This is a genomic window from Pseudodonghicola sp. (genome assembly GCF_048268305.1).
Classification (GTDB): domain Bacteria; phylum Pseudomonadota; class Alphaproteobacteria; order Rhodobacterales; family Rhodobacteraceae; genus Pseudodonghicola.
On sequence record NZ_JBLWVT010000005.1, the window covers coordinates 350,014 to 375,388 of the forward strand.

Genomic DNA, 25,375 nt, shown 5'->3' on the forward strand with positions numbered 1-25,375 from the left:
TGGACCTACCGCGCCACCCCTGCCGCCACCGGCATCTGCGCGATGAAACCATCGAGCGCGGTCTCCAGCCCCTCGATGATCTCGTCCAGATGGGTCTCGGTCACCGTCAGCGGCGGGCAGACCAGGATATGATCGCCCGCCACCCCGTCGCGAGTACGGCGGGAATAGACGATCAGCCCGGCGTCATAGGCCAGATCGACGATCTTCTGATGCGCGTTCCATTCCGGCGGCAGGGGCGCCTTGCTGTCACGATCCGCCATCAGCTCGAAAGCGGTCAGCAACCCCTTGCCGCGCACGTCGCCGATGATCTCGTATTTCTGCATCAGGGCGGTCAGCCGCGCCATCAGCCGGTCGCCCATCGCGGCGGCATTGGCGCAAAGCCCCTCGTGTTCGATCACGTCGAGCACGGCAAGGCCGGTGGCGCAGGCCAAGGGATTGCCGGCATAGGTGAAGCCATGGGCGAAACCGCCCGCGTCCAGCACCGGTTCGACCAGCCGGCTGTCGGCCACCATGGCGCCAAACGGGACATAGCCCGCGCCCAGCCCCTTGGACATCACCACGATATCGGGCCGCACGCCCCAATGTTCGCAGCCAAGGAAGCGGCCGGTGCGCCCGGCGCCGGTCATCACCTCGTCCATGATCAGCAACACGCCGTGACGGTCGCAGATCTCGCGCACCGCCTCCATATATCCCGCCGGCGGCACCAATGCCCCGGTCGAGGCACCGCCGACCGGTTCGACCAGAAAGGCCAGCACGCTGTCGGGCCCTTCGGCGAGGATCTTCTGCTCCAGCATGTCGGCATAATGGCGGCCGGTGGCCGGATCATCGGCCCGCAGCCCATCGAGATAGGCGCGCGGCGCCGGCACCTTGGGCATCGGCTGCATCATCGGCGCGAAGGGTCCGGTCAGCGGGCTGTAGGAGGTCACCGCCAGCGCCCCCAGCGTGCAGCCGTGGTATGAGGGCGCCCGGCTGATGACCTTCCAGCGGCTCCCCTGGCCGGTCGCCACCGCATATTGGCGCGCCAGCTTCATGCCGCTTTCCACCGCTTCGGACCCGCCCGAGACGAAGAACACGCGGTCGAGCCCCTCGGGCATCATCCCGGCCAGCCGCGCGGCGCAACGCTCGGCCGCCTCGGTCTCGAAATGCAGCCGATAGCCGAAGGTGGATTTCTCCATCTGCCGCTGCATCGCCTCCAACACCGCCGGGTGCGAATGGCCGATGTTGCAGACCATGGCGCCCGAGGAGCCATCGAGATAGCGCTTGCCGTCGGTGTCCCAGATATAGACCCCACGCGCCTGATCCAGCGTCGGCTTGCGCCCACGGCCCTGATAGAAGAGGTTGCTCAATTCATGCGTCCTTGCTGATCGCCGCGCAGTCCTGCGGGCGGAAAGTGGCGGAAACGGTGGTGCCCTCGGCAAAGGGACGCTCGTCGATCATGTTGATCGCCTGCAGCTGGGTGTCGCCGACCCGGATGAAATAGCGGACGGTCTGCCCCTGGTAATCCACCGTCTCGACAACGGCCTCGGCCTGCAGGTTGCCCGGCGGCGCCTCGCCCTGCGGCACCAGCAGCAGTTTCTCGGCGCGCAGCACCAGTTTCGCCGGGCCTTCCTGGACCCCGGCGGCCTTGGCGGCGGACACGGCGACGTCGCCGAACAGCGGCACCTCAAGCCGGACGCCCTGCGGCTCTGCGGCCGTGCAGCGCCCCTCGATGATATTCGAGGCGCCAAGGAAATTGGCGACGAATTCGCTGGCCGGAGTGTTATAGACCTGTTCCGGCGCGCCGACCTGCTCGACGCGGCCGGCGCTCATCACCACGATCTGATCGGACATCGCCAGCGCCTCGGACTGGTCATGGGTCACGAAGACCGTAGTGACGCCGATCTGCTCCTGAATGCGCTTCAGCTCGACCCGCATATCTTCGCGCAGATTGGCGTCGAGCGCCGAGAGCGGCTCGTCCAGGAGCAGCACGTCGGGTTCGATCACGATGGCGCGGGCCAGGGCGATGCGCTGCTGCTGCCCGCCCGACAGCGCCTTGGGATAACGACCGCCGACTTGCGGAAGCTGCACCAGATCGAGCGCCGCCTGCACCTTCTTGGCCACCTCGGATTTCGGGACATTGCGATATCTCAGCCCGAAGGCCACGTTCTCCGCCACCGTCTTGTGAGGAAACAACGCATAGTTCTGGAACACGATGCCCAGATTGCGCTTGTGGATCGGCACGTCGTTGACCCGCCGGCCACCGATCAGGATTTCGCCCTCGCTGGGGTCGAGCAGACCCGCGATCATGCGCAGCGTCGTGGTCTTGCCGCAGCCCGAGGGGCCCAGCAGGGTCACGAAGGCGCCTTCGGGGATTTCCAGGCTGGTCTTGTGGACGGCGGTGAAGCTGCCGAAGCGCTTGACGATGTTGGTGAGGTGAACGGAGCTCATGGGCGGCGGTCCTTGCGGGCGGAAGAAGGGGAGAGCGCGGCCCTCCCCGTCCCTTCCCCCGGATGTCCGGAGGAAGGCGGGTTCAGGCGGGCTCAGTAGCCCTTCTGCACGCGGCCGAAAGTCTTGGACCATTCCGCCTCATGCTCGTTCCAATAGGTCGGATTGGCGAAGGTCAGCCCGGCCAGCGTGCCGGTCGGATCGAAGGCCGGCAGCGTGGGGATCTTCTTGCCCAGATCGACCTTGTTCGGATCGAGCGCCGGCGGGTAATTCTGCCCCTCGGCCACCGCGATCGAGGTTTCCGGCGCCAGCATGAAGTTCAGCAGTTCCTCGCAGGCCTCCATCGGCGAGCCCTTGAGCACGAAGAGACATTCCTGCCAGCCATAGCCGTTGGGCGGATCCATATATCCGATGTCATGGCCCTGTTCCTGCAGCGCATAGATGCGGCCCGACCAGCCCTCGGTCACATAGACCTCTTCCTCGGCAAGAAGGCTCATCAGCTCGGCGCCAGAGGTCCAGTATTTCAGGCTGAGGTCACGATGGGTGCGGATCGCCTCCCAGATCGCGTCCATGTCGGTGGCCTTGTTCGGATCCTGCCCGGTCTGCAGCGAGGCGAACCAGATCCGGGTGCGCCAGTCGGCCCAGCCCGAGATCTTGCCCTTATAGGCGGCGTCGATCAGGATCTTGGCGCCCTTCTCCTTCATCTCCTCGTCCGAGATGTACTTGCGGTTATAGGCGATGCCGGTGGTGCCGTAATCATAGGGCACGCAGGAGATCTTGCCGCCGGTGATCGGGCGATAGACGTCGACCAGCTTGGTGATCACATATTGCAGGTTGGGGATATTCGCCTCGTTCAGCTCCGAGGCGAAGCCCAGGTTGGCATAGCGCGCATAATCGAAGACGCCCGACAGATGGGCGATGTTGTATTCGCCGGGCTGGCTGGCCTTGACCCGGGACAGGTATTCGTCGCCGCCGCCGAAGGTGCCGTCGACCACCTTGATGCCGGTCTTGGCGGTATAGGGATCAAAAGCGTATTTGCGGAAGGCCTCGGAAACCACGCCGCCCCAGCCGTCGAAACGCACCTCTTTCACATCCTGGGCAAAGGCGCGATAGGGCGTCACCAGCCCATAGGCGGCCCCGGCGGCGCCGATCAGCCCGAGAAAGCCGCGCCGGCTGAGATCGCCGTTTTTATATCGCTCCAGCAGCCGCTCATAACGCGTCGTGTTGTCCATCTTCTTCATCATGTCACTCCTTGTTGCTTGGTTCTTGTGAAGCGGCTCTCAGACGCCGCTCTTCTTGGATAGGGCTCGGGCGATTGCCGCCCCCAGCAGTGGCAGCCCGACGGTCAGCGCGATCATCACGGTGCCGAGCGCGTTGATCTCGGGGCTGATGGAATTGCGCAGCATGGCGAAGATCTGGGTCGGCACCGTCTCGACCCCGCCGGGTTTCCAGAACAGGGTGCCGGTGATGTCGTCGAAGCTGATGGTGAAGGCGAAGAGCCCCCCCGCCAGCACCGCCGGCAGCATCAGCGGCAGGGTGATCTGAAAGAAGGTCTGGATCGGGCTGGCGCCCAGGCTCATCGCCGCCTCCTCGATATCGCGGCGGATGGCGATGAGACGCGCCTGCACCACCAGGATGACGAAAGGCAGGGTAAAGATCACATGGCCGAACAGCAGCAGGCCAAAGCTCTTGTTGATGCCGAGGAAATTGAGAAACAGCAACAGCGCCACCGCCAGCACCACCTCGGGCACCAGGATCGGCGCGATCAGCAGGGTCGACACCGCATTGGCGCCGGGAATGCGATAGCGGACCAGCGCCAGGCTCGCCAGGACCCCCAGCGTGGTGGAGATCAGCGCGGTCAGCAACCCGAGGATGACCGAGGTGCGGAAGGCCCGCAGGATCGCCTCGTTCTGGGCCAGTTCGGCGAACCAGCGAAAGGAAAATCCGGTCATCGGGAAGGCGCCGAACTGCGAGGCGTTGAAGCTGAGCAGCACCACCACCGCCACCGGCAGGAACATGAAGAGATAGACCAGAACCGCATAGCCGCGGATCACCTGCCAGCCGAGTTTGTCGCCGCCCATCAGCCCAGCCCCTTCATCAGTTGCGCCATGCCGAGATAGCGGTTGTAGATCGCCACCAGGAGACCGAGCACCACCAGCAGCATCAGCGACAACGCCGATCCAAGCGGCCAGTTCAGTTGGGTGATGATCGCCTCATAGACCAGGTTGGCGAACATCGCGTCACGCGGTCCGCCCAGCACCAGCGGGGTGATATAGGTGCCTGCCCCCAGCACGAAGCACAGAAGCCCTCCGGCGGCGAGCCCCGGCAAGGACAGCGGCAGGGTCACCTGCACAAAGCTCTGCCACCTGGTGGCGCCCAGCGAATTGGCCGCATCCTCCAGCGTGGTGTCGATGCCCTCGAGGCTGACGAAGACGTTCAGCACCATGAAGGGCAACAGGAAATGCACCAACCCCAGGATCACCGTCGCCTGGTTATAGAGCATCTGCAGCGGCTCGTGGATGAGACCGCTCCAGATCAGGAAACTGTTCAGCGCGCCGGAAACCCCGAGGATGTTGATCCAGCTCATCGTGCGGATGATATAGCTGATCCAGAACGGCAGCATCAGAAGCAGCAGCAGGATCGCCTTGTTGCCCTTGGAGCGGGCGATGAAATAGGCCGCCGGATAGCCCATCACGGCGCAAACCACCGTGGTGATGGCACCGATCTTCAGCGTGTAGAGCAGGATGTCGCGATAGAACGGGTCGGTCAGCGCCTCTTGCCAATTGTCGAGGTGAAATCCCGTCTGATCGGCACCGGTCGCGGTACGCAGCCAGAAGCTGTAGACCACGATAAAGGCGAGCGGCACGAAGAGCAGCAGCGTCACCACGGTCAGAGCCGGGGACAGGAGAATCCAGGGTTGGCGAGCTTCACGGGCTTCGACGGACATCAGGCATCCCTTGTGTCAGCAGACTTGACCAGACTCTGCGAAAGCCGGAGACATAGTTCAAATAGATAAGGTAAATCTTCATTATAGGTGTGATCTATGGCGACTCCCCCTTCCCGCTTCGATCCAGAACGCATTTCGCGGGAACTCGACTGGAATCTGCTGCGGACCTTCGTGGTTCTAGCCGATAGCCATTCAATCACCGATGCGGCCGCCAAGCTCAGGCTGAAGCAGCCTTCCGTCTCTACAGCATTGAAAAAATTGGAAAATCGAGTCGGCCGCAAGCTGATCGACCGATCACCGGGGCGCTATGATCTGACTGAGGCGGGGCAGTTGCTCTATCGCGAGGCGGTGGAGATTCACGGATCGGTCCTGCGCCTCTCGACCCTGCTGCGCGAATTGACCGACGACGTGCAGGGCCATGTGCGCATCGCGGTGGCAAGCCACGTCATCTGCCCCCTTTTTGATCAGGCGCTGACCCGGCTGCACTCGGCGCACCCGCGCGCCAGCATCTCGATTGAGGTGCACAGCAGTTCGGACGCGGTCGCCGAAGTTGCAGCCAAGCGCGCCTCTTTCGCGCTCTGTCTGGTCAAGGAGCACAATCCCAAGCTGGAGTACCGCCGCCTCTATCGCGAATTCTTCGGCATGTTCTGCGGCCCGCCGCATCCGCTGTTCGGGCGGGAGGGGCTGACCATCGCCGATCTTGCCGGCCACAGTTCGGTCAGCTTCGAAACCGACCGCCTGCATGACGTGCTGAAACCCGTCACCCTGCTGCGGGCCCAGGCCGATATGGGGGTACAGACCACCGGCGTCTCCAGCCATCTGGAAGAGGTGCGCCGGATGATCACCGCCGGGCTTGGCATCGGCCCACTGCCAGTGCATGTCGCCGCCCGTGACGTTGCCGAGGGGCAGCTCTGGCAGGTGCCACCCTACGAGGATCTGCCGGCGATCGACGTCTATGTCGTGTGGAACCCGCGGACCATCCGCAACCGCGCCGAGGAGCTGCTCTTGCAGGAGCTGCTGACCGCCATCGAGACCACCCCGGTAGAGGAGCGCACCTATCGCTGATCTCGCCAGCCCGACAATGCCGGCGCCTCGACATCATCCCGGCGGACCCGGCCGGCTCCTATTCGTCTCGTGAGGTGAAGACGCAAAAACGCCCGCGCCTGTGACGGCGCGGGCGATGAACGCCTCAGACGGCTGAGGGCCAATCCTTGTCTTCGGTCCGCCCGTTACACGGCTGCGGACCGGGCATCCGCGAAGGACAGCAGCCTGCGCCGCTTTTCGTCCCAAAGATGCAGCCGCGCGCAGCGGAAGCTCTGCCAAAGCGTCAGGCGCTGCGACTGCGCCAGGATGTCGTGATCGCGGATCACCTCGCCCAATCTGTAGAACGGAATCCGGCTGGCCAGATGGTGCACGTGATGGACACCGATATTCGCGGTGATCCAACGCAGAATGCTCGGCAGGTCATAGTGTGAACTGCCATTGAGCGCCGCATCCTGCACGCTCCAGTCCGCGTCGCTGTCCCAGACGGTGTCTTCGAACTGATGCTGCACATAGAACAGCCACATTCCGGTGGCCGCGGCCAGGAAGGTGGTCGGCAGGAACACGAACAGCAGCACGTCGATGCCCCCCAGCCAGGCAAGCCCGCAAAGCGCCGTAGCGATCGCGGCGTTGGTTGCCATCGCGCTGACCCAATAGCGCCAGCCCGACCGCATCAGCCCGATCGGCAACCGGTGCTGCAGGAAAAACGTATAGAAGGGGACCAGGCCGAACAGGAAAACCGGATTGCGGATCAGCCGATAGATCGCCCGGCCAATCCAGCTCTTTTCCCGGTATTCCCGAACCGTCAGGGTCGGCATGTCACCGACGCCGCGCTTGTCGAGATTGCCTGTCGTGGCATGGTGGATCGAGTGGGTCCGGCGCCAGACGTCATAGGGCGTCAAGGTCAACACGCCGATGACCCGTCCGATCCAGTCGCCGATCTGGCGGTTCTTCAGAAACGCCCCATGACCGCAATCATGCTGGATCATGAACAGGCGCACGACGAAGGCCGAATTCACCACCGCCAGCGCCATCGCCAACCAGGGGCTGATCGACAGGGACCACCAAGCCAGCGCCCAGATCGCCACGAAGGGCGCAAAGGTCACCATCAATTCCCAGAGGCTGCGGGAGAGGATCGGCTCACGATATTTCACGAGAATTCGCGTCCATTCGGCGGGTGTCCGAGACGCCGCAAGTGTGTCGCTTGTCTGAGCAGAGTGCATTTTTTCGCTATTGGCCATATTGGGTGTATCTGGGATATCAGCTTTTCTTTACCGGCTTGGTGCCAGGCATGTTGCCGGCCCCTTTCGCGGCGGCCTTGGCCGCTCCACTTTTGCCGCTCGCCTCTCGCTCAAGCCGGGCCTTGCGCAGGCGATCCGTCTTGATCTGGCGTTCTTCTGTCTCGTCATCCACGATCTCCATCGCGGCGCGAGAGATCTTGTCCATGAGCGTCTCCGCGTGGCGCGGCTCGGTCTTGAACAATGTGACCTTTGTGGGCTTTCCCATTCAGTTGCATCTCCTTGGCTGTCTGGCCGCCGGTGCTACCGGAGGGCCGGCAACCGGGTCTTGGGAAGGGTGAGCCGATCCGATAGTCCGGTTGTGCCTTGATGGGCGAAGAATGCAGGTGTTTCGCGTCAGACGCTTAACAGAGTGCTGCGGTCTCAGCAGCCATAAGGGTCGCCGGTTTGAAACCAGCCGTTTTCGCTGCCGAAATGAAAGCGCTCCGCGCGGCGCCCACCGTCGTCAGACAATGCATCGCGGCATCGACGTGCTCAATCGCAAGCTCGCGGTTGCGATCCGCGATCGGCCACTTCTTGCGGAGCCAGTACAAGGCCTGCTCGATTGTAGTGAACTTTTGGGTATCCCCCTCTTGAGAGACGATAAACGTCAGAGGACTCCCCCAGTTAATTTCCATCATATTTTCTTCAATTCCATAGATACTCTGAACCTTCCCCGCCGACGCGGCAGGGAGCAACTCAAAAGAAAAGGCGGGAGCAGCCAGAAGGCCGCCCCCGCCCTGATGTTCGGATTGGCGCGGCTTACGCCAGAGCGAGGTTGCTCGCGGATTCACGACCGTCGCGGCCACTTTCGACATCGAAAGTCACAGCTTGGCCGTCGTCGAGGCGCTGGATGCCGGCGCGCTCAAGAGCAGAGATGTGAACGAAGATGTCCTTGCCGCCCGATTCCGGTGCGATGAAGCCGAAGCCTTTGGTTTGGTTGAACCATTTCACGGTGCCATTAGCCATCGTGATGTCTCCTAGATTTTTTGCCACCCACACAACGCAGTGGCCCGGCTCAGTGTCGTCGTAAGATCAACTGAGGCCGCTAGGATACAGAAGGTCGAAAGAAGAAGCTTTGCCTCCCCTATGTACGGGGTCACTGCCTCCATTACAAGGGTGAAAGATCGCGACCAAGAAAATGAGGCGGCCGCGCTCCAGCTCGGACCACGGGTCGCAACCGATCGGCAGGACCGGCCCATTGCCGCGCGGAGCGATATCCGGCCACGTTCCAGCCGGCCTGCACCGGACCTTCACCAGGGGCCCTGCCCGATCGCCGTTTTCGCCATGCGCACATCGCCACGCGCACATCGGCCCGCCCGCGCGGGCCCTCCCCGGACCGGCGCCGCGCGCAATTCGGCAATGCTCGCCCCCCGGGCCTGATCGCGCGGTTCCGTCGACGCGGCCGATATCAAAGTGGCCCCGCCGGATTGCCCCGCCGCGGCGCGAGCCTGACTAATTTCCCGGAATCATTGGTGCCCAAGGTGGGATTCGAACCCACACACCCGAAGGCGGGGGATTTTGAATTCGGCAAAAATCTCCGAATATCAATCTCCTAAGGAAAAGTCGGCCCCCGGACATTCCGCGAACAAAGAAGAAACGGGGGAAAGCTCGAAATCCCTCAGCTTTGGCTCCCTGATCAAGCCGGCTCACAAGCGCATGTCGCGGGTGCTGGGCTACAGCCTGACGCTGGGCGATGCCGAGGGCTGGGCCGATTTCAGTAAGGTTGCGGCATTGCGCTTGTCCGACGAAGAGCGGGCGGCGCTGGCCTATGCGGTGCTCAACTCCCTTTCCCCCGAGCAGGCAGCCTTAGTTGCGGCCGCTTCCCTGCGCCCGGCCGGCGCGCCGCTGCCGGCCTTCCTCGGTGGGATGGAAGATGCCCGGGATTGGGCCGCCCGTGCCTCCCGCTCCGAGCTGAAAGCCTACGCCCTGGCCGCCTATGACGCGATGAGCGCCAAGGATCAGACCGCGTTCTTCCGTCACATCGGTGAAGTGGAGATCGCGGCATGAGGACGCTTGTGAACCGGGAAGCCCCGGCGGCCCTGCCGTTTGATCTGTCCGCCGTCAAACTGCACCTGCGGGTTGACGGTCACGAGGAAGACGCGGCGATCACCAACATGGGGCGAACGGCGGCGGCCGAGTTCGAGCAGTTGGCGCAGATCGCGCTGCTGGCTCAGACCGTGCGGGTGGTGATCATCAACCCGGCAGCGAACCGCCTGTTGGCGTTGCCCATGGGTCCGGCTCAGAGCGGGGACGCCCAGACCGTCAGCGTCAACGGCTCGGCCTTCACCGACTTCGATTTCATCGGCGGTGTTCGCCCGTTGATCCGCTGGGGCGACAGCTTCGCAGACCTCAAACCCGAGCTGATCGAGATCGAGTATCAAGCGGGGTTCGGGGCAACGGCTGCCGACATCCCGGCGGATGTTGCCCAGGCGATCATGGATCAGGCCGCGCTGCACTATGACGGCCGATCCCCGATGGACGCCAAGAGCCTGACCACCTCGCCGCACATGGCCCGCATCGCCGCCCGCTACCGGGGGGTGCAGCTGTGACCGACCATGAGCTTGACGAAATCATGACCCTGCATTGGCCGTATGTGATGCGTCGCGCGATGGCCGAGGGGGACGAATGGCTGAAGAGCTTTGCCCGGTCCATCGCACGACACGGCAAGCGTGCGTCGTGGCGCCCCTCCTTCAAACAGGAACAGATCATGCGCCGGCTGGTGGCAGAGCTGCGCCACGCGCCTGACGGCGAGCTGGAGGTAATCGAGAGCTGAGAAAGTGGCGACCCTGCGCGCCACCCCAGACGCAGGGCCGATGTGGTGGAACGGGTTAGCAACGGTGGCTCCACATCGAAATGCCTACCACGGGCGGGATCACAGGCAAAGGGCAGTCCGCAAGGTTGAGGCCCGATCCCCGGCGCAGCGTTCATGCGTCGCAAGCAGCAACCGACCGACTGGCGAGAACGCGCGACCAGTTGGGCCCAAAGCGATGGACCGGCTCCGTTGAGCAGGAACTTCACGCGGAGGGCATAGGGACTGCCACGCCTTACCGCGTGGGCAGTCGTCCTATGCCCTTCGCTCCGAACCTCACCATTGAGCAGTGGGGACAGACTGACGGTTGAACAAAGAGATACGCGCGAGAGGACAAGCGATGCGCAACGAGCACAACACAGAACAGGCGGACCTCTTTGGAAATGGTCCCAATGCCGCGACATCGAAGCTGGTGGGAACCGAGGTACAAACTGTTGCTTTCTCTCTCCTGAAAAAAATCGGGGGAAAATCCGAAGCGGTTCGCGCTCGCCAGTTTCTGGGCCTATTGCGCATTCCCGAAGGCAAAAACGCTGGAAAGCCGCTGAAACTGGCTGATTTCCAGAAGAAATTCGTAAAAGGTGCTTTGGCCAAGACAGTCATGGTCGGGGTGCTGTCGATCGGGCGTGGCAATGCCAAGACGGCCCTCTCGGCGGGGCTCGCCCTGGGCGAACTGGTCGGGGCGCTTCAAGAGAAGCCCCAGCCCAAGCGGGAAATCATCATCGCGGCCCGGAACCGGGATCAGGCGAAGACGGCTTTCAACTTCCTTCTCGGCTTCATCGAAGGTCTGCCCGAGGCGGACCGTGGGCAATTCATCATCCGGCGCGGCTCCAAGCTGGAAGTTGAGTTCGAGGGCAACGGCGGCGGGCTGGCCCGCGTGATCGCCGCCGATGGCAAGTCCGTTCTCGGCGGTGCCCCGACGCTGGCAATCATGGACGAGCGCGCGGCGTGGGAGCGCGAAAAGGGCGACAGCCTTGAAAACGCGATCCTCTCCGGCCTTGGCAAGCGGGACGGTCGGGCGTTGATCATTTCCACCTCGGCCCCCGACGATGCCAACACCTTTTCGCGCTGGCTCGACGAGCCGCCACCCGGCACTTACGTCCAGGAGCACCGCCCGCCCTTCGGCTTGCCCGCCGATGACATGGAAAGCCTGCTGATGGCCAACCCCGGTGCGGTGCAGGGCATCGGCTCCACCCCGGAATGGCTTCAGTCTCAGGCTCAGCGGGCAATTGCCCGTGGCGGTTCGGCCCTGACCAGCTTCCGGAACCTGAACCGCAACGAGCGTGTCTCGACTGACAACCGCTCCGTTCTGGTCACGGTGGACGAATGGATGGCGGCCGAGGTGTCGCCGGAGGATCTTCCCGACCGCAAGGGGCCCTGCATCCTTGGCGTTGACCTCGGCGGGTCGCGCAGCATGTCGGCGGCGGCGTTCTACTGGCCTGAAACCGGGCGGCTCGAAGCCCTCGGCACCTTCCCGTCCACCCCGTCGTTGGCGGATCGCGGGGCGGCGGATGGCGTTTCGGATCGCTACTGCCAGATGCAGGAGCGCGGGGAACTCTCCGTCATGGGCAACGCCACTGTCCCGCCTGGCCAATGGCTGGCCCAGATCGTCGCGCACCTTGACGGGATTGTGCCCGAGTGCATCGTCGGCGACCGTTTCCGCCAGGCCGAGTTCATCGAGACCCTGAAGGCGGCGGGCCTCGGTCACGTCCCCTTCATCTGGCGCGGCTTCGGCTGGAAGGATGGCAGCGAAGACGTGGAACGGTTCCGCCGCGCCCTCTTCGACGGAGATGTGAAGGTGCAGCCGTCGCTTCTCCTGCGCTTCGCCTTCGGTGACGCGATCACAGTTATTGACGATGCCGGGAACCACAAGCTGGCCAAGGGCCGAGCCCTTGGGCGGATCGACGCGGCTGCGGCCTCTGTTCTGGCGGTGGCGCAGGGGGCGCGGATGAAGGCGCAACCCAAAGCCAAGGCGAGGATGCTATGGGCATGAACGCCGGACAGCTCAACCGCCGCATTCAACTGCTGCGCGCGACGGAGACAGAGAACGGGGTCGGAGAGAGGATCCGCGACTGGAAACCCAAAGGGGTGCCGATCTTCGCGCGCCGGAGGGATGTGTCGGACGCCGAGCGCATGCAGGCAGGTGCATGGGACAATCTGCTGGTTGTCCGCTTCGTCGTGCGCGCCACTGCCTTTGCGCGCGACATCCGCCGCACTGACCGGCTGGAGCACGAGGGGATCACCTATCGGATTGACGGCATCAAAGAGGTGCCGCCGAGCCGCGCCTTCCTCGAAATCACGGCACTCAGCGGGAAAGTCCTATGAGCACCCGGCGCGACCATCACCGCTACTCGCGGAAGGTGACCCGGACCAAACGCTGGAAGGCGTTGCGGATGGAGATCCTCGAACGCGACGGCTTCCGCTGCAAGTCCTGCGGCTGCGGCGGGCGTCTTGAGGTGGACCATATCAAACCGGTCAGGACGCACCCTGAGCTGTCCTATTACCCCGGCAACCTACAGGCGCTCTGCCCTGGCTGCCACACCCGGAAAACACGGATCGAGTGCGGGCATCCCCCGCCCCGAAAGGACCGCCAGGACTGGCGGGACATGATCGCGTCGCTTGAGCGACCCGGCAAACCCTCTGAAGAGCAGAAAGGATAAGCAATGCTCGAAAGCGTGAAAATCTCCCGGCGCCAGTCGGAAATCCGCCAGACCCTCGCCGGGCTGGTCGGCAAGGAAACCCCGAACGAGGAAGAGCTGCGCCAGATCGGGGCGCTGGACCTCGAATTCCGCAATAACGAGACCCGCTATCGCGCCGCGCTGATCGCCGAGGATACCGAACGGCGCGAGGCCGGCGAGGAGCTGGAAACCCGTTCCGCGCAGGAATGGGCCGACCTCATGGCCGGGTTCGAAATGCGGCAGGTCGCGCTGGCTCTGGACGAGGGGCGCCAGCTTTCCGGGCAGACGGCCGAGATCGTCACCGAGCTGCGTGAACAGGGCGGGTTCCGGGGTATCCCGGTGCCGTGGCAGGCGCTGGAAACCCGGGCCGGGGAAACCATTTCGGCCGACACGCCGGCCCCGATGCAAACCCGGCCGATCATCGAGCGGCTGTTCCCGGGAAGCGTGGCCTCCCGGATGGGAACGCAGATGATCAGCATCGACAGGGGCGCGGTGGAATGGCCCGTCACCACCTCGGCTGTCTCCGCCGGCTGGACCGATGGCGAGGGCGGCAACGTTGCAGGGCCGGCCGCCTATACCACCGCTGCCCGTGCCATGGCGCCGGACCACAACCTCGGCATTCAGATGCGGATTACGCGCAAGACCCTGCAGCAGTCCGGCGCCGCGTTGGAGCAGGCGGTACGGCGCGACATGTCCGGGGCGATGGGCGTGGCGCTGGATCAGGCGGTGTTCCTTGGCACTGGCGCCAACGGTCAGCCGCTGGGCGTGATCACCGGGGCGGCCACCTATGGGATCATTTCCACCGCCATTGATGCAGCGGCGAGCTGGGGCGTGTTCCGCGCCGCCGTCACCCGCTTTATGACCCGCAACACCGCCGGATCGCCGGGCGCGGTGCGGGCGCTGATCCGGCCCGAGCTGTGGGACTATCTCGACGGCGCCCTGATCGCCGGCACGGCGGTGTCGGAATGGGATCGGCTGGTGAAGAACATCCCCGCCGGCAATATCGCCATGACCCACAACGCCCTGACCGCCCCCGCCGGTGCCCCCTCGGCGACCTCGTCGCTGCTGACCACCTCGGCGGGCGGCGTGGCTCCGATCTTCGTCGGCTCCTGGGGCGCCATGGACGTGATCCGCGACCCCTATAGTGACGCTCAATCCGGTGGCCTGCGGATTACCGCATTGTCCACCATGGACGTGACCGTTGCCCGCCCGACGCAGCTTGAGCTGCTGACCGGCCTGCAACTGGCGGCCGCGTAATGCTCTGGGGCGCTCACCTCGGCGGCCTTGAGCTGCGCACCGAAGGCGGGGAAACCCGCCTTCGGGCAATCTTCCCCTACGGCCGGGAAACCGTTCTGGGCGTCAGCCTGGGGCGCGAGCGGCGCGAAGTGATCACCGCCCGGGCTTTCGCCGATCGGATCGAGCGCGGCGACGATGTGCATTTCCTGTCCGGCCATGACTTCAACAAACCGCTGGCCTCCCGCTCGGCCGGCACCCTGACCCTCACCGAAACCAACGAGGCGCTGACCGTTGACGCGGTAATCACCGACGAAATGGCGGCCGTGTCGTGGGTGCGGGACTTCCTGAGCGCCCGCGCGGCCGGGCTGATCCGGGGCCTTTCCCCGGGCTTCCGGGTTCGGCCTGGCGGCGAGACGGTGGAGCAACGTGGCGGCGCGATCCTGCGCACCATCCGCGCGGCCGACCTGATCGAGATCAGCGCCGTGACCAAGCCGGCCTATCCGCTGGCGCAGATCGAGGCGCGCAACTGGCAACCCCTGGGCGATGTCGCCCGCCGCGTGGTGGACCGGCACCCCGCGCTCCGCTGGAGGTAACGACATGTTCGAACGGCTCAGAAACTGGTTCCGCCCGATCGAGACCCGGGCCAGCGGCACCGGCTACACCGCCCAGGTGATCGCGGCGCGGGACAGCTATATCAGCGGCCGGCGCGGCGTGGCCGAGCTGACCTCGACCGTGCAAAGCTGCGTCTCCCTCTGGGAAGGCGGCTTTGCCATGGCGGACGTGACCGGCACCGACCTGCTGACGCGCCAGGCCATGGCGATACTGGCCCGGGCGGTGGCGCTGAACGGTGACGCGGTGTTCCTGATCGACGACGCCGGCCTGACCCCGGCCACCGATTGGGAACTGACCACCCGCAACGGCCGGCCGCGCGCCTATCGCCTGTCGCTGGCCGAGGCAGGCGGCGCCCGCAGCGTCACGGCTCTGGCGGGCGAGGTGCTGCACCTGCGGATCGGCGCCGACGCGGTAACCCCGTGGATCGGCACCGCGCCGCTGCGCCGGTCCAGCCTCACCGGGGCGCTGCTTCACGCGGTGGAATCCGCGCTGGCCGAGACCTTCGAGAACGCCCCGCTGGGCTCGCAGATCGTGCCGCTGCCTGACTCCGGGGCCGAGGATATGGCCTCGATGCGGTCCGCCTTCAAAGGGCGGCGCGGCTCAACATTGGTGATCGAGGGCGTGGCCCAGGCGACAGCCGCGGGAATGAACCCGCAGATCGGGCAGACGCCGGATCAGCTCTCGCCGGACCTGTCCAAGAGCATGACGGACCAAACGCTTGCAGCGGCCCGGGAGGGCATCCTTGCCGCCTATGGCGTCCTGCCCAGCCTGTTGAACCGCGCCGCCACCGGCCCGGCGGTGAGGGAGGCGCAGCGGCATCTTGCCGTCTGGGGCCTGCAACCGATTGCCGAGCTGCTGGCCGAGGAAGCCAGCGCCAAGTTGGGCACCCAGGTGATGATCGATGTGACGCGCCCGCTGCAAGCCTATGACGCCGGCGGCAGGGCGCGGGCGCTGTCCGCAATCGTCAAGACGTTGGCCGAGGCGAAGGCGGCAGGGATCGCCCCCGCCGACCTCTCCGGCGCAATGCGCATGGTGGATTGGGAGAAATAGGTCGGTTGCGCCTGGGGTGACATGGCCCGAGCAACCCGGTTCAGTCGGCGAGTGCCGCAACAACACCGACAGCGCGCGGCCCCGGATTTCTCGCCGGGGCGCGGCGCGCTATTCAGCTTTTCTTCCGTGAGGTTTTGAATGGATTGTCACGCAAATCTTGAACACGTCTCTGACCTTCGCGCCGACCGGACGTCCATGCAAAAGCTGAAAGAACCGCAGACCCAAGAATAGAGAAGTTGAAAGGGTGCCGAATGAAAGCTGGAATGGTCAGATCTGAAACCGACCACAATGATACTGCGGCTACAGCATAAGTTATGAACATTATTTTGAAGAAGATCGCAAAGCTAAAGCTAACGGGTTTTGCACGCAACGCTTCCGTCTTCTGCCTCTTTTCACGGAGACGTGACCAAAGGTTTCCCAATAGAAATACTATAGGGGCAGCTATCAGATTAGTTGCAACCCCGACAAACCAACTATTGTTAAACAGACTATCCATTGTCTGGTTTCTTTAGCCTCACCCCAACTCCTCCCCCGTTCTCTGGAATGAATTCTACTCCAGCAGCTTCGAGGGCAGCATGAATCAAGAGTATCGCCTTGTCAGAGGCACTAATAGCACTGGCTCCTTCCGCACGCTTGAGCGTCGGAACAGATATGCCAGCGGCCTCTGCTACAGCACTTTGGGACAAGCCGAGAAGTGCTCTGGCGGCTCGAATTTGAGCTGAAGAGATCATTTTTTCATTGATCCAATGAGATCAGTTCTGATATGATCCAAAGGTATCAAACCTATGGAGACCACGCAATGCCGAACCCTGTTCCGGCAGCCGCCCCCGGCTTGCCTGCCGCCCGCCTCTGCGAAATCCACGACTGCCTGACCCTGGCCCTCGACGCCACCAAACGCACGACCGCCTACAGCCAGTCCGAACGCGAGGCCCGCAGCTACATGCGCGCCGCCCTGCGCCAGACCGAACGCCTGCTGGGGAGGGCGCCGCAATGATCCTCACCCGCCGCGCGCTCCTCACCACCGCGCCCGCCGCCGCAGCCCTTCCAGCCTACGCGGTCGAAGGCTCCGGCATCATGACACTGTTTCGCCAATGGCTTGCCATGACGGACAAACTGGAACGCCTGCCGGTCAACACTTCCGACGCGGACCTTGATCGCGCCTATGCGCCTCGCGACCGCCTGGAAGAACGCCTGATGGCTCTGCCCAGCATCACCGCCGCCGATTTCGCGGCCAAGATCATCATAGACTCCGCGCAGGGTGCTGTTTTCTCCGACTGGGAAACCGGCGCGATCTGGTCGGAGGCGCGGAGGCTAACCTGTCACATCGGATAGCGGCACCCCATGAATTACCTATTGACTGACGCCATAGGTTCACCCTAGCTATCGGATAACACCATAGCTTTGGAGGGCGACATGCCTCAGAAATTCGAACCCATACCCCTGCGTTTCCGTACCAAACTGGCCTGCGAGATCGTCGATATGGACCCCTTGCGCCTCAACGAAGCCATCGCCGCTAAGGACGGCTACAAGTGTGCGCCGCCGACCCGTGCGGGACGCGCCCGCGAGTTCGGCGAATTCGACCTGATCGCCCTGTTTCTGTTCAAGTTCCTGACCAACCTCGGCTACCCGCAGAGCTTGGCTTCGATGTACGCCTGTACGGTGCTCGACGCACTCAAAGCGTCTTACGCTGTCCTGCCGGATCGTTTTGATTTCCCGCTGAACCCCTTCCCCGACACCTGCCTTCCGTGCGTCGCAAACGATCCCACGACCTTCACCCATGGAGGCAATTTGGTTTCGTTTGCGACGATCAGCTTCAACATCACCGACCTGAGGGCCGAAATCCAAGAGCGGATGAACCACATTGCGAACCGCGAACGGAACACCTTCGGGGACGAGTGACCTAGGACAGGTTATGGCTTTTATGACCCCCCTCTTCGTCACGGAAACCAACGCGGCCCGCATCGTGGACATGAAGCCGGCCGAATTCCGCGAGCTGGTCAAGGCGGGCTCCCTGCCCTCCCCCTGTCTGCTGTCCGGGAAAAAGCGTTGGGACGTAGAGGAGCTGTGCGCGGTGATGAGGGGAAAGAAACCGAAACTGGATGGAGGGCTTGATCTGTGAGGAAACAGCGCAAACCCTATGTGACCCCGAAACACGGCAAGCTCTATTATCGCCTGCGCTGGACGGAAGACGGCAAGCGGCGCGAACGCTATATCCCGCTGCCGGGCGAGGAGGACTCGCCCGAGTTCGACCGCGAATATTGGGCGATCCGCTCCGGAACCAGCGAACAGGTGCAGAAGGCGCCGAGCACCTGCTGGGAAAATCTGATCCGGCATTACAAGACCTCTGTGCAGTTCCGCAAACTCGCCCCAGGCACCCGCCGAAAGTATGACCCGGTGATCGAGGCACTGCGCGAGAAGAACGGCCGGCGCGATGTGCGCAAGGTCACTCGTTCGGACGTTCGGGCGATCCACGAGAAATACGCGGATACGCCACGCAAGGCCGATCTTTACGTTCAGGTCATCCGGATGCTGCTCAACTTCGCCAAGCGGGAACTGGACTGGATCACCGCCAACCCCGCGGAAGGAATGCGCCTCTACGGACCGCAAAAGGAGTGGCAACCGTGGCCGGAGCCGGCGCAGAAGGCGTTCTGCGCCACCTGCGAGGCCTTGGGCGACGAAATGACCCTGACCGCCTTTCACCTCGGCACAGGCACGGGCCAGCGCCCCGGCGATCTCTGCGCCATGCGCTGGGATCACTACGACGGCGAATTCATCGCCGTTGTTCAGGACAAGACCGACGAGCGGCTTTGGATCTACTGCCCCGAGGAGCTGCGGGCCTATCTGGACGCCTTGCCGAAACGCGGCCGCTACATCCTCGCCAAGAACCTGACCGAGCCGCTGGGCTACGACGCCATTGAACGGCGGTTCAGCGCGGTGCGGGCAAAGGCGGGCGACCTCTGCGACGGTCTGGTCATGCACGGCTGGCGCTACACGGCAGCGGTGGAACTGGCCGAGGCGGGATGTTCCGACGCGCAGATCATGGCCGTCACCGGCCACAAGACTGCCTCCATGGTCGCCAAATACCGCCGTCAGGCTGGACAAAAGCGACTCGCCAAACAAGCCCAATCCCGAAGGGGTAGAACATGAACAGAACAGGAATGGGGGACAACGTGGGGGACAAACCGGAAAGCGGATGTGGCCAAACTCCGCTAAGTCATTGGTGCCCAAGGTGGGATTCGAACCCACACACCCGAAGGCGGGGGATTTTGAATCCCCTGCGTCTACCGTTCCGCCACTTGGGCCACGCCCTTCGGATAGCGCAAGGAGGTGGGCGGCGTCCAGAGGGAAAACCGCCTGCCCTCGCGCTGAGGTGATCGTCCAATGCTTGACCCCGAGACAGGCCCATGGTTTGGCCTTTTGCGACGCGCCACGACGGGCGCCTTGCGGGAACCGGCCATGCTCAGACGCCTCTATGATCGCACCATCGCGCTCGCCGAACATCGCCATGCGCTCTGGGCCCTGGCGGCGGTGTCCTTTGTCGAAAGCTCGGTGTTTCCAATCCCGCCCGACGTGCTGATGATCCCGATGATCCTGGCCCGGCCCCGCCGCGCCTGGCTGATCGCCGGGGTGGCGCTGGTGGCCTCGGTGCTGGGCGGGCTGTTGGGATATGCCATCGGGGCCTTCTTCTTCGACAGCATCGGCCAGCCGATCCTGCAGGCGATGGGCAAGGCCGACGCCATGGCCCAGTTCAACCAGAAATTCAACGACTTCGGCTTCTGGGCGGTGCTGGCCGCGGGGGTCACCCCCTTCCCCTATAAGGTGATCACCATCATGTCCGGCTGGACCGGCATGCCGCTGGGCACCTTTGTCGCCACCTCGATCCTCGCCCGCGCCATCCGCTTCTTCATTCTCGCCGGGCTCCTGCGCATCTTCGGCGCCCCGATCAAGGATTTCATCGAACGCCGGCTTGGCCTGGTCTTCACCCTTCTGGTCCTGCTGCTGGCTGGCGGCTTCTTCCTGCTGAGGTATCTGTGATGCGCAGCTTCCTGATCCTGATCGCCGCCGGCGGCTCGGCGGCAATGCTGCTGGCGGCGCTGGGGTTCCAGTATATCGGCGGGCTGCCGCCCTGTGATCTGTGCATCGAACAGCGCTGGCCGCATCTGGCGGCGGTGGTGATCGGCGCGCTCGCCCTCTTGATCCGCAGCCGGCTGCTGCCCTGGCTCGGCGCCCTGGCGGCGCTGACCACCTCGGGTCTCGGCCTTTATCACACCGGCGTCGAACGCGCCTGGTGGGAGGGGCCGACCACCTGCACCTCTGCCCCCGTCGGCAACCTGTCGGCCGATCAGCTGTTCGACAAGATCATGGCGGCACCGCTGATCCGCTGTGACGAGGTCGCCTGGGACTTCCTCGGCCTGTCGATGGCAAGCTGGAACGCCGTCGGCGCGCTGATCCTAGCGCTGATCTGGATCGCCGCCGCCCGCACCAAGGCCTGAGAGGCCCCGCGGCTCAGGACGACTTGCTGGTCGACAACAGCAGGCTGGTTTCGCTGGTGGTGACGCCGTCGAGCATTCGGATCCGGGCCAGCGCCCGGTCCAGTCCCTCCAGCGTCTCGGTGCCGAGTTCCACGATCAGATCCCAGCGCCCGTTCGTGGACTGCACCGCCCGCACCACCTTCATAGCAGATGCCGCAAAGACAGGAGGCTGATTTCGGTTCGCTCCGCGGCGATGGCTTCAGTTTCCAGAGCGGCGTAGAAGTTTGCCTCGGCTTCCGCCGGCGGGATGTTCCCGATCGGCTTGAGGAGGCGGCGATTGTTGAACCCGTCGCCCCATTCGAGGGGGCATATTCGACGGCCTCGAAACCGCCCCAGGGGCCGCGGCGATGGATGACCTCGGCCTTGAAGAGGCCGTTGATCGTCTCCGCCAAGGCGTTGTCGTAGCTGTCGCCGACACTGCCCATGGAGGGGTCGATGCCGGCCTCGCCCAGCCACTCGGTGTAGCGGATGGGCAGGTATTGCGGCCCGCGGTCGGAATGGTGGACGAGTCCCGCGCCCTTGACCGGGCGGTGATCATGGACAGCCTGTTCCGAGGCGTCGGCCTGCGTGAGCTATTTGGCTCGTTCGCCCGAACGAGATGTGGCAGACAGACTTTACCTACTTCAAGATCATCGGCTGGGGCTGGATGTATCTGTCGACGGTGCTCGACGACTTCTCGCGCTACATCATCGCTTGGCGGCTGCGCTCCACCATGTGCACCAGCGACGTCAGCGATACAGCGAACCTTGCCCTAGCCGCCTCGGGCTGCGACAGCGCCCCCCCTGCTGCACAAGCCCCGCCTCCTGTCGGATAGCGGCCCGAGTTACATCGCAGGCGAACCGGCCGAATAGATTGAGGCAAACAAGATAAGCCATGTCCGCGGCGCCCCCTGTCATCCGCAGGCCCAGGGCAAGATCGAGCGCTGGCACCAAACCCCGAAAAGCCGCATCCTGCTGGAGACCTATTTCCTGCCCGGAGACCTGGTGGCCCAGATCGAGACCTTCGTCGAGCACGACAACCACCAGCCTTACCACGCACTGACGCCTGCCAACGCCTATTTCGGCAGGGCGCCAAGCATCATCAAACAGCGCGAAAGGGTCAAGCGGCAGACCATCGAATATCGGCGCTTGCCGCACCGCAAGCTCGCCGCCTAGCAGGGTGCTGAAATAGTCAGGCCTCGACGCCGATTGCAGAACATGATTCACCCGCGGGGTATCCTGCATCCGAGAAGCTGGAGATCATCAGGATCGTTGAGCAGTCACACCTGCCCGCCAAGCGCACGCTGGACCGGCTCCGCGTGGCACGGCGTGCCTTCTATCTCTGGTTGATCTGCCGCCGATTTGGTGGACAGCAGGTTAAGCTAGCATGCCGCGCGCCCCGAACTCCATGGGGCTGAGGTAGCCCAGTTTCGAATGCCGTCTGCGCGGGTTGTAGAAGCGTTCGATGTCGTCGAACTCGTCGGCACGGGTCTCATCACGAGTGCGGTAGACCTTCCGAGACGTTCTGTCTTCACGGACGAGAAGAAGCTCTCCATCTCCGATTTATCCCAGGCGTGCCCGGCCCGGCTCATCGAGCAGATGATCCCATTGTCGACCAGAAGCCTTTGAAACTGCTCGCTTGTGTATTGCGATCCCCGGTCCGAGCGATGGAGCAGCGCGTGAGCCTTGCCCCGGCGCCAGACCTCCATCATCAGCGCATCCATCACCAGCGAGGCATCCCGCTCGGCCCTCATGGACCAGCCGACAATCCGGCGGGAAAACAGGCCCAGCACGACCGCGACGTAGAGCCAGCCTTCGGCGGTCCAGATGTAGGCCAAGTCGGCCAGCCATTCCTGGTTCGGCCTGTCCGCCTGGAAATCCCGGTTGAGGATATTGTCCGCGATGACCGACCGTTCTCCGTCATCCTTGGGCTTTACGCAGCGCCCGGGCCGCGCCCGTAGGGCATTTCTCCGCATCAGCCGTTCGATCCGATGCAGCTCGCAGGCAAGCCCCTCCTCAAGAACATCGCGCCAGACGCGGCGGGCGCCATAGGTCCGGTCACTGGCCTTGAAACTCGTCTCGATCGCTGTGACGCGCTTCGCGTCCTGGAACTCGCGGGGGCTGGTCGGGCGGCTGATGCCCGCGCGTGGAAGCCGGACCGCGAAACCTCCAGAACCTAGCACAGCCCGCTGACCGGCCAGATGTGGCGGCGTTTGGCGATGAAGGCGAACCTCATATCGCCTCGCGCGCGACAAAAGCCACAGCTTTCCTCTGGATGTCACGCTCCGCACGCAGCGGCGCGATCTCTTTCTTCAGCGCTGCAATCTCGGCCAGATCGGCCCGCATCCGCCCGTTTCCGGGAAAGGCTGCTGCTGGCGCTGCTGTCAGTTCCCGCATCCAGCGGCGCAATACACTCTCCGCTACGTTGAGCTCACGAGCGGCTTGCTGCACCACCGCCACGCCCCGTCACCAGACTGACGGCCTTGATCTTGAACTCCCGGCTGAACTTCCGTCCCGTCATATCCACTCTCGCGTTCCTTGGTCACGATCTTATCTTCGTGTCCACGAAACCGGCGGCAGCTCAGAGGCCACTTTCGATGTGAAGACGGTCTTCAGGCGTGATCCAGACACAAGAATTTCCGATGGCCACGCGCAGCCCCAAAATGTGCGGGAAGGTCGCGGCCTGTCGATGACCGCCACGACCCGGCTGGCTCAGCGTCGCACGCCTCGGCTGGCCCAGATGACGCCCGAGATTGCGATCGCCACGCCCAGCAGTTGCGAGGGCTGGGGCATCCGTCCGAGCCCGGTGGCGATCAGCAGGGCCGCCACGGGCACGAGGTTGAACAGCACGGATGTGGCCCCCGGCCCGCGCACGCGGATACCGACCTGCCAGAAGGCGAAGGCCAGGGTCGATCCGGCCAGCGCCATCCACAGGGTTGCGCCCCATCCCGCCGGGCTGGCCAGGGCGAAGGCGGACAGCGGGGCCTCAAGGAGGCAGGCCGCCAGCACCAGCACCACCGCCCCGAACAGCATCGTCCAGGCCGAGGTTTCCAGCGCGCTCGCCTCCCGCACCCAACGCCGGCAGCCGACGGTGTAGAAGGCCCAGCACAGGCTGCCCGCGAAGATCAGGATATCCCCGGCCCCGAAGCGCGTGCCCGAAAAGGCCCCGACGGTGAGGGCCACGCCGACCAGCCCCACCCCCATGCCGCTCACCATCCGGGCAGAGGGGAGGCGGCGCGACAGCAGCGCCTCGATCAGATTGGTCGAGAGCGGCGTCGTGGCCATGATCAGCGCCCCCGTCACCGGAGACGAGGTCTTCATGCCCAGAAACAGCGCCGCGTTGAACCCGGTCACGCCGATCAGGCCAAGGCCTGCGAAGGCCAGCCAGTTGCGCCGCAGCGCACGCAGCCCCGGCCCCTCCAGCAGCGCCATCCAGATCAGCGTCGCAAGCGCGGCAATGACAAAGCGCCCGGCGGCGGCGCTCCAGGGCGGCAGGCTGTCGAGCGCGATCCGTGTCGCCTCGAAATTCGAGCCCCAGAACAGCGCGGCCATGGCGCTCAGGGCAAGCGCGCGATGATCGGCCCGCAGGCCGGGGGGGTTGGTGATATCCGTCATGAGCAGGCTCCGTCACTGGTTTCCGCCCATCATCCATTCCATACTGCCACGCGATACGGCATGATTGCCCGATCAGATTTCCGAAAATGGAAAGCACATGAAACGACTGAACTGGGATGATGTGCGCCTGTTCCTGGCTCTGGCGCGGGAGGGCACGCTATCGGGCGCCGCGCGGCACCTGGGCCTTGGCGTGGCCACCATGTCGCGCCGGATCGAGCGGCTGGAGCAGGTGATGGAGGTGCCGCTGTTCCTGCGCCACCAGCACGGGCTCGACCTGACGGATCAGGGAGGCGCCCTGTTGCCCCGGGCCGAAGCCGTGGAGCTGGCGATGACCGGGCTGCGCCGCGATGCCGAGGCGCAAGCCGAAATCCGCGGGCTGGTGCGCCTGGCCAGCATCGAAACCCTTGTCTCGCCCGTGATCCTGCCCGCGCTGGCGCCGCTTCTGGCGGCGAATCCGGGGCTGGACATAGAGGTCAGCTATGCCGCGACGATGGTGAACATGCACCGCCATGACGCCGATCTGGCCGTGCGGCTGGTCGCGCCCGAGGCCGGCCATCTGGTGATGCGGCGGCTGGGCACCCTGGGCTACGGGCTCTACGGTCCGCCGGACGGGAGCTGGCCGAAACGGCAGGTGATCTGGCCCCAGACCGAGGCCTTCCGCCGGATGCACGGCTGGGCCCGCCTGTTTCCCGGCGAAGGGCGGTTGACGCTCAACACGCTGGAGGCTCAGGTCGCAGCCATCAAGGAAGGCATGGGGAGTGGCGTGCTGCCCCATTTCCTTGCACGGCGGGCGGGCCTGACTCTGCTGGCCTCGAGCCTGCCGGATGGAACGCAGATGGAAACACCGCTCCTGCTGGTATCCCATGCCGATCTCGCCGCCTCGCGCCGCGTTCGGGCGGTTGCGGAGGCCATAACGGCGGGAATTAGCCGAGCCCGTGCGGAGCTGGAGGGATGAAGATAGGGGAAGGCTACAGAAGGCATTCAGCCTGTGACCTGCCCCCCTTGGGTCCCTCGTTCATAACGAGAGACTGCGGATTTGAGATTGGTATTCTGGCCGGTCGTTCTGGGCAAGCGCGCCGGGGGCGGAGCCCTCGAATTGCTCAAGCACTCGGCGCGCTTGCAGCGGCGTCTGGTTTCCGAGCGATGAGTGCGGCCTGACGGCGTTGTAGTCATATC

At 64.3% G+C, this 25,375-nt stretch carries 29 protein-coding genes, 1 tRNA gene and 5 pseudogenes; 19 read left to right on the forward strand and 16 right to left on the reverse strand.

The window, feature by feature from the left end:
• Positions 1-5: 5 nt before the first annotated feature.
• From ACN0V4_RS11945 to ACN0V4_RS11965, 5 genes are all read right to left on the reverse strand, one after another.
• On the reverse strand, positions 6-1,346 hold the full coding sequence (locus ACN0V4_RS11945; RefSeq protein ID WP_417676330.1) for an aspartate aminotransferase family protein: 1,341 nt from the start codon (positions 1,344-1,346) through the stop codon (positions 6-8).
• A gap of 1 nt (position 1,347) precedes the next feature.
• A complete protein-coding gene (locus ACN0V4_RS11950; protein ID WP_417676332.1) occupies positions 1,348-2,427 on the reverse strand; it encodes an ABC transporter ATP-binding protein in 1,080 nt (359 codons plus the stop codon).
• A 92-nt stretch (positions 2,428-2,519) separates the two neighbouring features.
• The gene (locus ACN0V4_RS11955) at positions 2,520-3,656 is read right to left on the reverse strand and encodes an ABC transporter substrate-binding protein (RefSeq protein WP_417676402.1); all 1,137 of its coding nucleotides are present in this window, start codon (positions 3,654-3,656) and stop codon (positions 2,520-2,522) included.
• A 48-nt stretch (positions 3,657-3,704) separates the two neighbouring features.
• Positions 3,705-4,505: an ABC transporter permease gene (locus tag ACN0V4_RS11960; protein ID WP_417676334.1), complete on the reverse strand. Its 801-nt coding sequence runs from the start codon at positions 4,503-4,505 to the stop codon at positions 3,705-3,707.
• On the reverse strand, positions 4,505-5,371 hold the full coding sequence (locus ACN0V4_RS11965) for an ABC transporter permease (protein WP_417676336.1): 867 nt from the start codon (positions 5,369-5,371) through the stop codon (positions 4,505-4,507). Before ACN0V4_RS11965 ends, ACN0V4_RS11960 begins: the two co-directional genes overlap by 1 nt.
• A 96-nt stretch (positions 5,372-5,467) precedes the next feature.
• Between ACN0V4_RS11965 and ACN0V4_RS11970 the strand changes: the two genes are divergently transcribed.
• The gene (locus ACN0V4_RS11970; protein WP_417676338.1) at positions 5,468-6,436 is read left to right on the forward strand and encodes a LysR family transcriptional regulator; all 969 of its coding nucleotides are present in this window, start codon (positions 5,468-5,470) and stop codon (positions 6,434-6,436) included.
• A 164-nt stretch (positions 6,437-6,600) separates the two neighbouring features.
• Here the strand turns inward: ACN0V4_RS11970 and ACN0V4_RS11975 are convergent, their stop codons facing one another.
• The 4 genes from ACN0V4_RS11975 to ACN0V4_RS11990 all read right to left on the reverse strand — a co-directional run bounded on the left by ACN0V4_RS11975 (position 6,601) and on the right by ACN0V4_RS11990 (position 8,658).
• On the reverse strand, positions 6,601-7,635 hold the full coding sequence (locus tag ACN0V4_RS11975; RefSeq protein WP_417676340.1) for a fatty acid desaturase: 1,035 nt from the start codon (positions 7,633-7,635) through the stop codon (positions 6,601-6,603).
• Between the two features lie 37 nt (positions 7,636-7,672).
• Positions 7,673-7,894, reverse strand: a complete 222-nt coding sequence (locus ACN0V4_RS11980) for a hypothetical protein (RefSeq protein ID WP_417676342.1) — start codon at positions 7,892-7,894, stop codon at positions 7,673-7,675.
• Positions 7,895-8,054: 160 nt separating this feature from the next.
• Complete coding sequence (locus ACN0V4_RS11985) at positions 8,055-8,507, reverse strand: DUF982 domain-containing protein (protein WP_417676344.1); 453 nt, start codon at positions 8,505-8,507, stop codon at positions 8,055-8,057.
• Positions 8,452-8,658: a cold-shock protein gene (locus tag ACN0V4_RS11990; RefSeq protein ID WP_417676346.1), complete on the reverse strand. Its 207-nt coding sequence runs from the start codon at positions 8,656-8,658 to the stop codon at positions 8,452-8,454. The genes ACN0V4_RS11985 and ACN0V4_RS11990 overlap by 56 nt, the downstream gene beginning before the upstream one ends.
• 552 nt (positions 8,659-9,210) lie before the next feature.
• On the opposite strand from ACN0V4_RS11990, the gene ACN0V4_RS11995 reads away from it, so the two are divergent.
• The 9 genes from ACN0V4_RS11995 to ACN0V4_RS12035 all read left to right on the forward strand — a co-directional run bounded on the left by ACN0V4_RS11995 (position 9,211) and on the right by ACN0V4_RS12035 (position 16,074).
• Positions 9,211-9,699, forward strand: a complete 489-nt coding sequence (locus ACN0V4_RS11995; protein WP_417676348.1) for a hypothetical protein — start codon at positions 9,211-9,213, stop codon at positions 9,697-9,699.
• A gap of 8 nt (positions 9,700-9,707) precedes the next feature.
• Positions 9,708-10,241: a head-tail connector protein gene (locus tag ACN0V4_RS12000; RefSeq protein ID WP_417676350.1), complete on the forward strand. Its 534-nt coding sequence runs from the start codon at positions 9,708-9,710 to the stop codon at positions 10,239-10,241.
• The gene (locus ACN0V4_RS12005; protein ID WP_417676352.1) at positions 10,238-10,465 is read left to right on the forward strand and encodes a hypothetical protein; all 228 of its coding nucleotides are present in this window, start codon (positions 10,238-10,240) and stop codon (positions 10,463-10,465) included. Before ACN0V4_RS12000 ends, ACN0V4_RS12005 begins: the two co-directional genes overlap by 4 nt.
• Before the next feature lie 376 nt (positions 10,466-10,841).
• Positions 10,842-12,491 carry a terminase large subunit domain-containing protein gene (locus tag ACN0V4_RS12010; protein WP_417676354.1) on the forward strand — a complete coding sequence of 550 codons (1,650 nt, stop codon included), beginning with the start codon at positions 10,842-10,844 and terminating at the stop codon, positions 12,489-12,491.
• Positions 12,482-12,823, forward strand: a complete 342-nt coding sequence (locus ACN0V4_RS12015; RefSeq protein ID WP_417676356.1) for a phage head closure protein — start codon at positions 12,482-12,484, stop codon at positions 12,821-12,823. The genes ACN0V4_RS12010 and ACN0V4_RS12015 overlap by 10 nt, the downstream gene beginning before the upstream one ends.
• Complete coding sequence (locus ACN0V4_RS12020) at positions 12,820-13,158, forward strand: HNH endonuclease (RefSeq protein WP_417676358.1); 339 nt, start codon at positions 12,820-12,822, stop codon at positions 13,156-13,158. Before ACN0V4_RS12015 ends, ACN0V4_RS12020 begins: the two co-directional genes overlap by 4 nt.
• 3 nt (positions 13,159-13,161) lie before the next feature.
• The gene (locus ACN0V4_RS12025; protein ID WP_417676360.1) at positions 13,162-14,433 is read left to right on the forward strand and encodes a phage major capsid protein; all 1,272 of its coding nucleotides are present in this window, start codon (positions 13,162-13,164) and stop codon (positions 14,431-14,433) included.
• Positions 14,433-15,005, forward strand: a complete 573-nt coding sequence (locus ACN0V4_RS12030; protein WP_417676362.1) for an HK97 family phage prohead protease — start codon at positions 14,433-14,435, stop codon at positions 15,003-15,005. The genes ACN0V4_RS12025 and ACN0V4_RS12030 overlap by 1 nt, the downstream gene beginning before the upstream one ends.
• A gap of 4 nt (positions 15,006-15,009) precedes the next feature.
• On the forward strand, positions 15,010-16,074 hold the full coding sequence (locus ACN0V4_RS12035; protein WP_417676364.1) for a phage portal protein: 1,065 nt from the start codon (positions 15,010-15,012) through the stop codon (positions 16,072-16,074).
• 488 nt (positions 16,075-16,562) lie between these two features.
• Here ACN0V4_RS12035 and ACN0V4_RS12040 read toward each other — a convergent pair whose 3' ends face one another.
• Positions 16,563-16,805 (reverse strand): helix-turn-helix domain-containing protein, encoded by a 243-nt coding sequence (locus ACN0V4_RS12040; protein ID WP_417676366.1) that lies wholly within the window; start codon positions 16,803-16,805, stop codon positions 16,563-16,565.
• 68 nt (positions 16,806-16,873) lie between these two features.
• On the opposite strand from ACN0V4_RS12040, the gene ACN0V4_RS12045 reads away from it, so the two are divergent.
• The 5 genes from ACN0V4_RS12045 to ACN0V4_RS12065 all read left to right on the forward strand — a co-directional run bounded on the left by ACN0V4_RS12045 (position 16,874) and on the right by ACN0V4_RS12065 (position 19,221).
• On the forward strand, positions 16,874-17,068 hold the full coding sequence (locus ACN0V4_RS12045; protein WP_417676368.1) for a hypothetical protein: 195 nt from the start codon (positions 16,874-16,876) through the stop codon (positions 17,066-17,068).
• A complete protein-coding gene (locus tag ACN0V4_RS12050) occupies positions 17,065-17,406 on the forward strand; it encodes a hypothetical protein (RefSeq protein WP_417676370.1) in 342 nt (113 codons plus the stop codon). Before ACN0V4_RS12045 ends, ACN0V4_RS12050 begins: the two co-directional genes overlap by 4 nt.
• Before the next feature lie 81 nt (positions 17,407-17,487).
• Positions 17,488-17,973, forward strand: a complete 486-nt coding sequence (locus ACN0V4_RS12055; protein WP_417676372.1) for a hypothetical protein — start codon at positions 17,488-17,490, stop codon at positions 17,971-17,973.
• 13 nt (positions 17,974-17,986) lie between these two features.
• Positions 17,987-18,193, forward strand: a complete 207-nt coding sequence (locus ACN0V4_RS12060; RefSeq protein WP_417676374.1) for a hypothetical protein — start codon at positions 17,987-17,989, stop codon at positions 18,191-18,193.
• Positions 18,190-19,221: a tyrosine-type recombinase/integrase gene (locus ACN0V4_RS12065; protein WP_417676376.1), complete on the forward strand. Its 1,032-nt coding sequence runs from the start codon at positions 18,190-18,192 to the stop codon at positions 19,219-19,221. Before ACN0V4_RS12060 ends, ACN0V4_RS12065 begins: the two co-directional genes overlap by 4 nt.
• 71 nt (positions 19,222-19,292) lie before the next feature.
• On the opposite strand, the gene ACN0V4_RS12070 is transcribed toward ACN0V4_RS12065, so the two are convergent.
• A tRNA-Leu gene (locus ACN0V4_RS12070) sits at positions 19,293-19,376 on the reverse strand.
• A 154-nt stretch (positions 19,377-19,530) separates the two neighbouring features.
• Between ACN0V4_RS12070 and ACN0V4_RS12075 the strand changes: the two genes are divergently transcribed.
• The gene (locus tag ACN0V4_RS12075) at positions 19,531-20,109 is read left to right on the forward strand and encodes a YqaA family protein (protein WP_417676378.1); all 579 of its coding nucleotides are present in this window, start codon (positions 19,531-19,533) and stop codon (positions 20,107-20,109) included.
• Positions 20,109-20,567 carry a disulfide bond formation protein B gene (locus ACN0V4_RS12080; RefSeq protein ID WP_417676380.1) on the forward strand — a complete coding sequence of 153 codons (459 nt, stop codon included), beginning with the start codon at positions 20,109-20,111 and terminating at the stop codon, positions 20,565-20,567. Before ACN0V4_RS12075 ends, ACN0V4_RS12080 begins: the two co-directional genes overlap by 1 nt.
• Positions 20,568-20,580: 13 nt before the next feature.
• Here ACN0V4_RS12080 and ACN0V4_RS12085 read toward each other — a convergent pair.
• Together ACN0V4_RS12085 and ACN0V4_RS12090 are read right to left on the reverse strand one after the other, a co-directional pair.
• A pseudogene (locus ACN0V4_RS12085) lies at positions 20,581-20,745 on the reverse strand (Lrp/AsnC ligand binding domain-containing protein); the annotation flags it as partial.
• Positions 20,746-20,747: 2 nt separating this feature from the next.
• Positions 20,748-21,166: pseudogene (locus ACN0V4_RS12090) on the reverse strand (integrase core domain-containing protein); the annotation flags it as partial.
• Positions 21,167-21,192: 26 nt separating this feature from the next.
• On the opposite strand from ACN0V4_RS12090, the pseudogene ACN0V4_RS12095 reads away from it, so the two are divergent.
• Positions 21,193-21,760, forward strand: a pseudogene (locus ACN0V4_RS12095) (transposase); the annotation flags it as partial.
• Between the two features lie 201 nt (positions 21,761-21,961).
• Here ACN0V4_RS12095 and ACN0V4_RS12100 read toward each other — a convergent pair.
• Together ACN0V4_RS12100 and ACN0V4_RS12105 are read right to left on the reverse strand one after the other, a co-directional pair.
• Positions 21,962-23,105, reverse strand: a pseudogene (locus ACN0V4_RS12100) (IS3 family transposase).
• A gap of 191 nt (positions 23,106-23,296) precedes the next feature.
• Positions 23,297-24,199, reverse strand: coding sequence for a DMT family transporter (locus tag ACN0V4_RS12105; protein WP_417676382.1), 903 nt, complete (start codon positions 24,197-24,199; stop codon positions 23,297-23,299).
• A 97-nt stretch (positions 24,200-24,296) separates the two neighbouring features.
• Between ACN0V4_RS12105 and ACN0V4_RS12110 the strand changes: the two genes are divergently transcribed.
• The gene (locus ACN0V4_RS12110) at positions 24,297-25,154 is read left to right on the forward strand and encodes a LysR family transcriptional regulator (protein WP_417676384.1); all 858 of its coding nucleotides are present in this window, start codon (positions 24,297-24,299) and stop codon (positions 25,152-25,154) included.
• A 60-nt stretch (positions 25,155-25,214) separates the two neighbouring features.
• Here the strand turns inward: ACN0V4_RS12110 and ACN0V4_RS12115 are convergent.
• A pseudogene (locus ACN0V4_RS12115) lies at positions 25,215-25,375 on the reverse strand (IS3 family transposase); the annotation flags it as partial.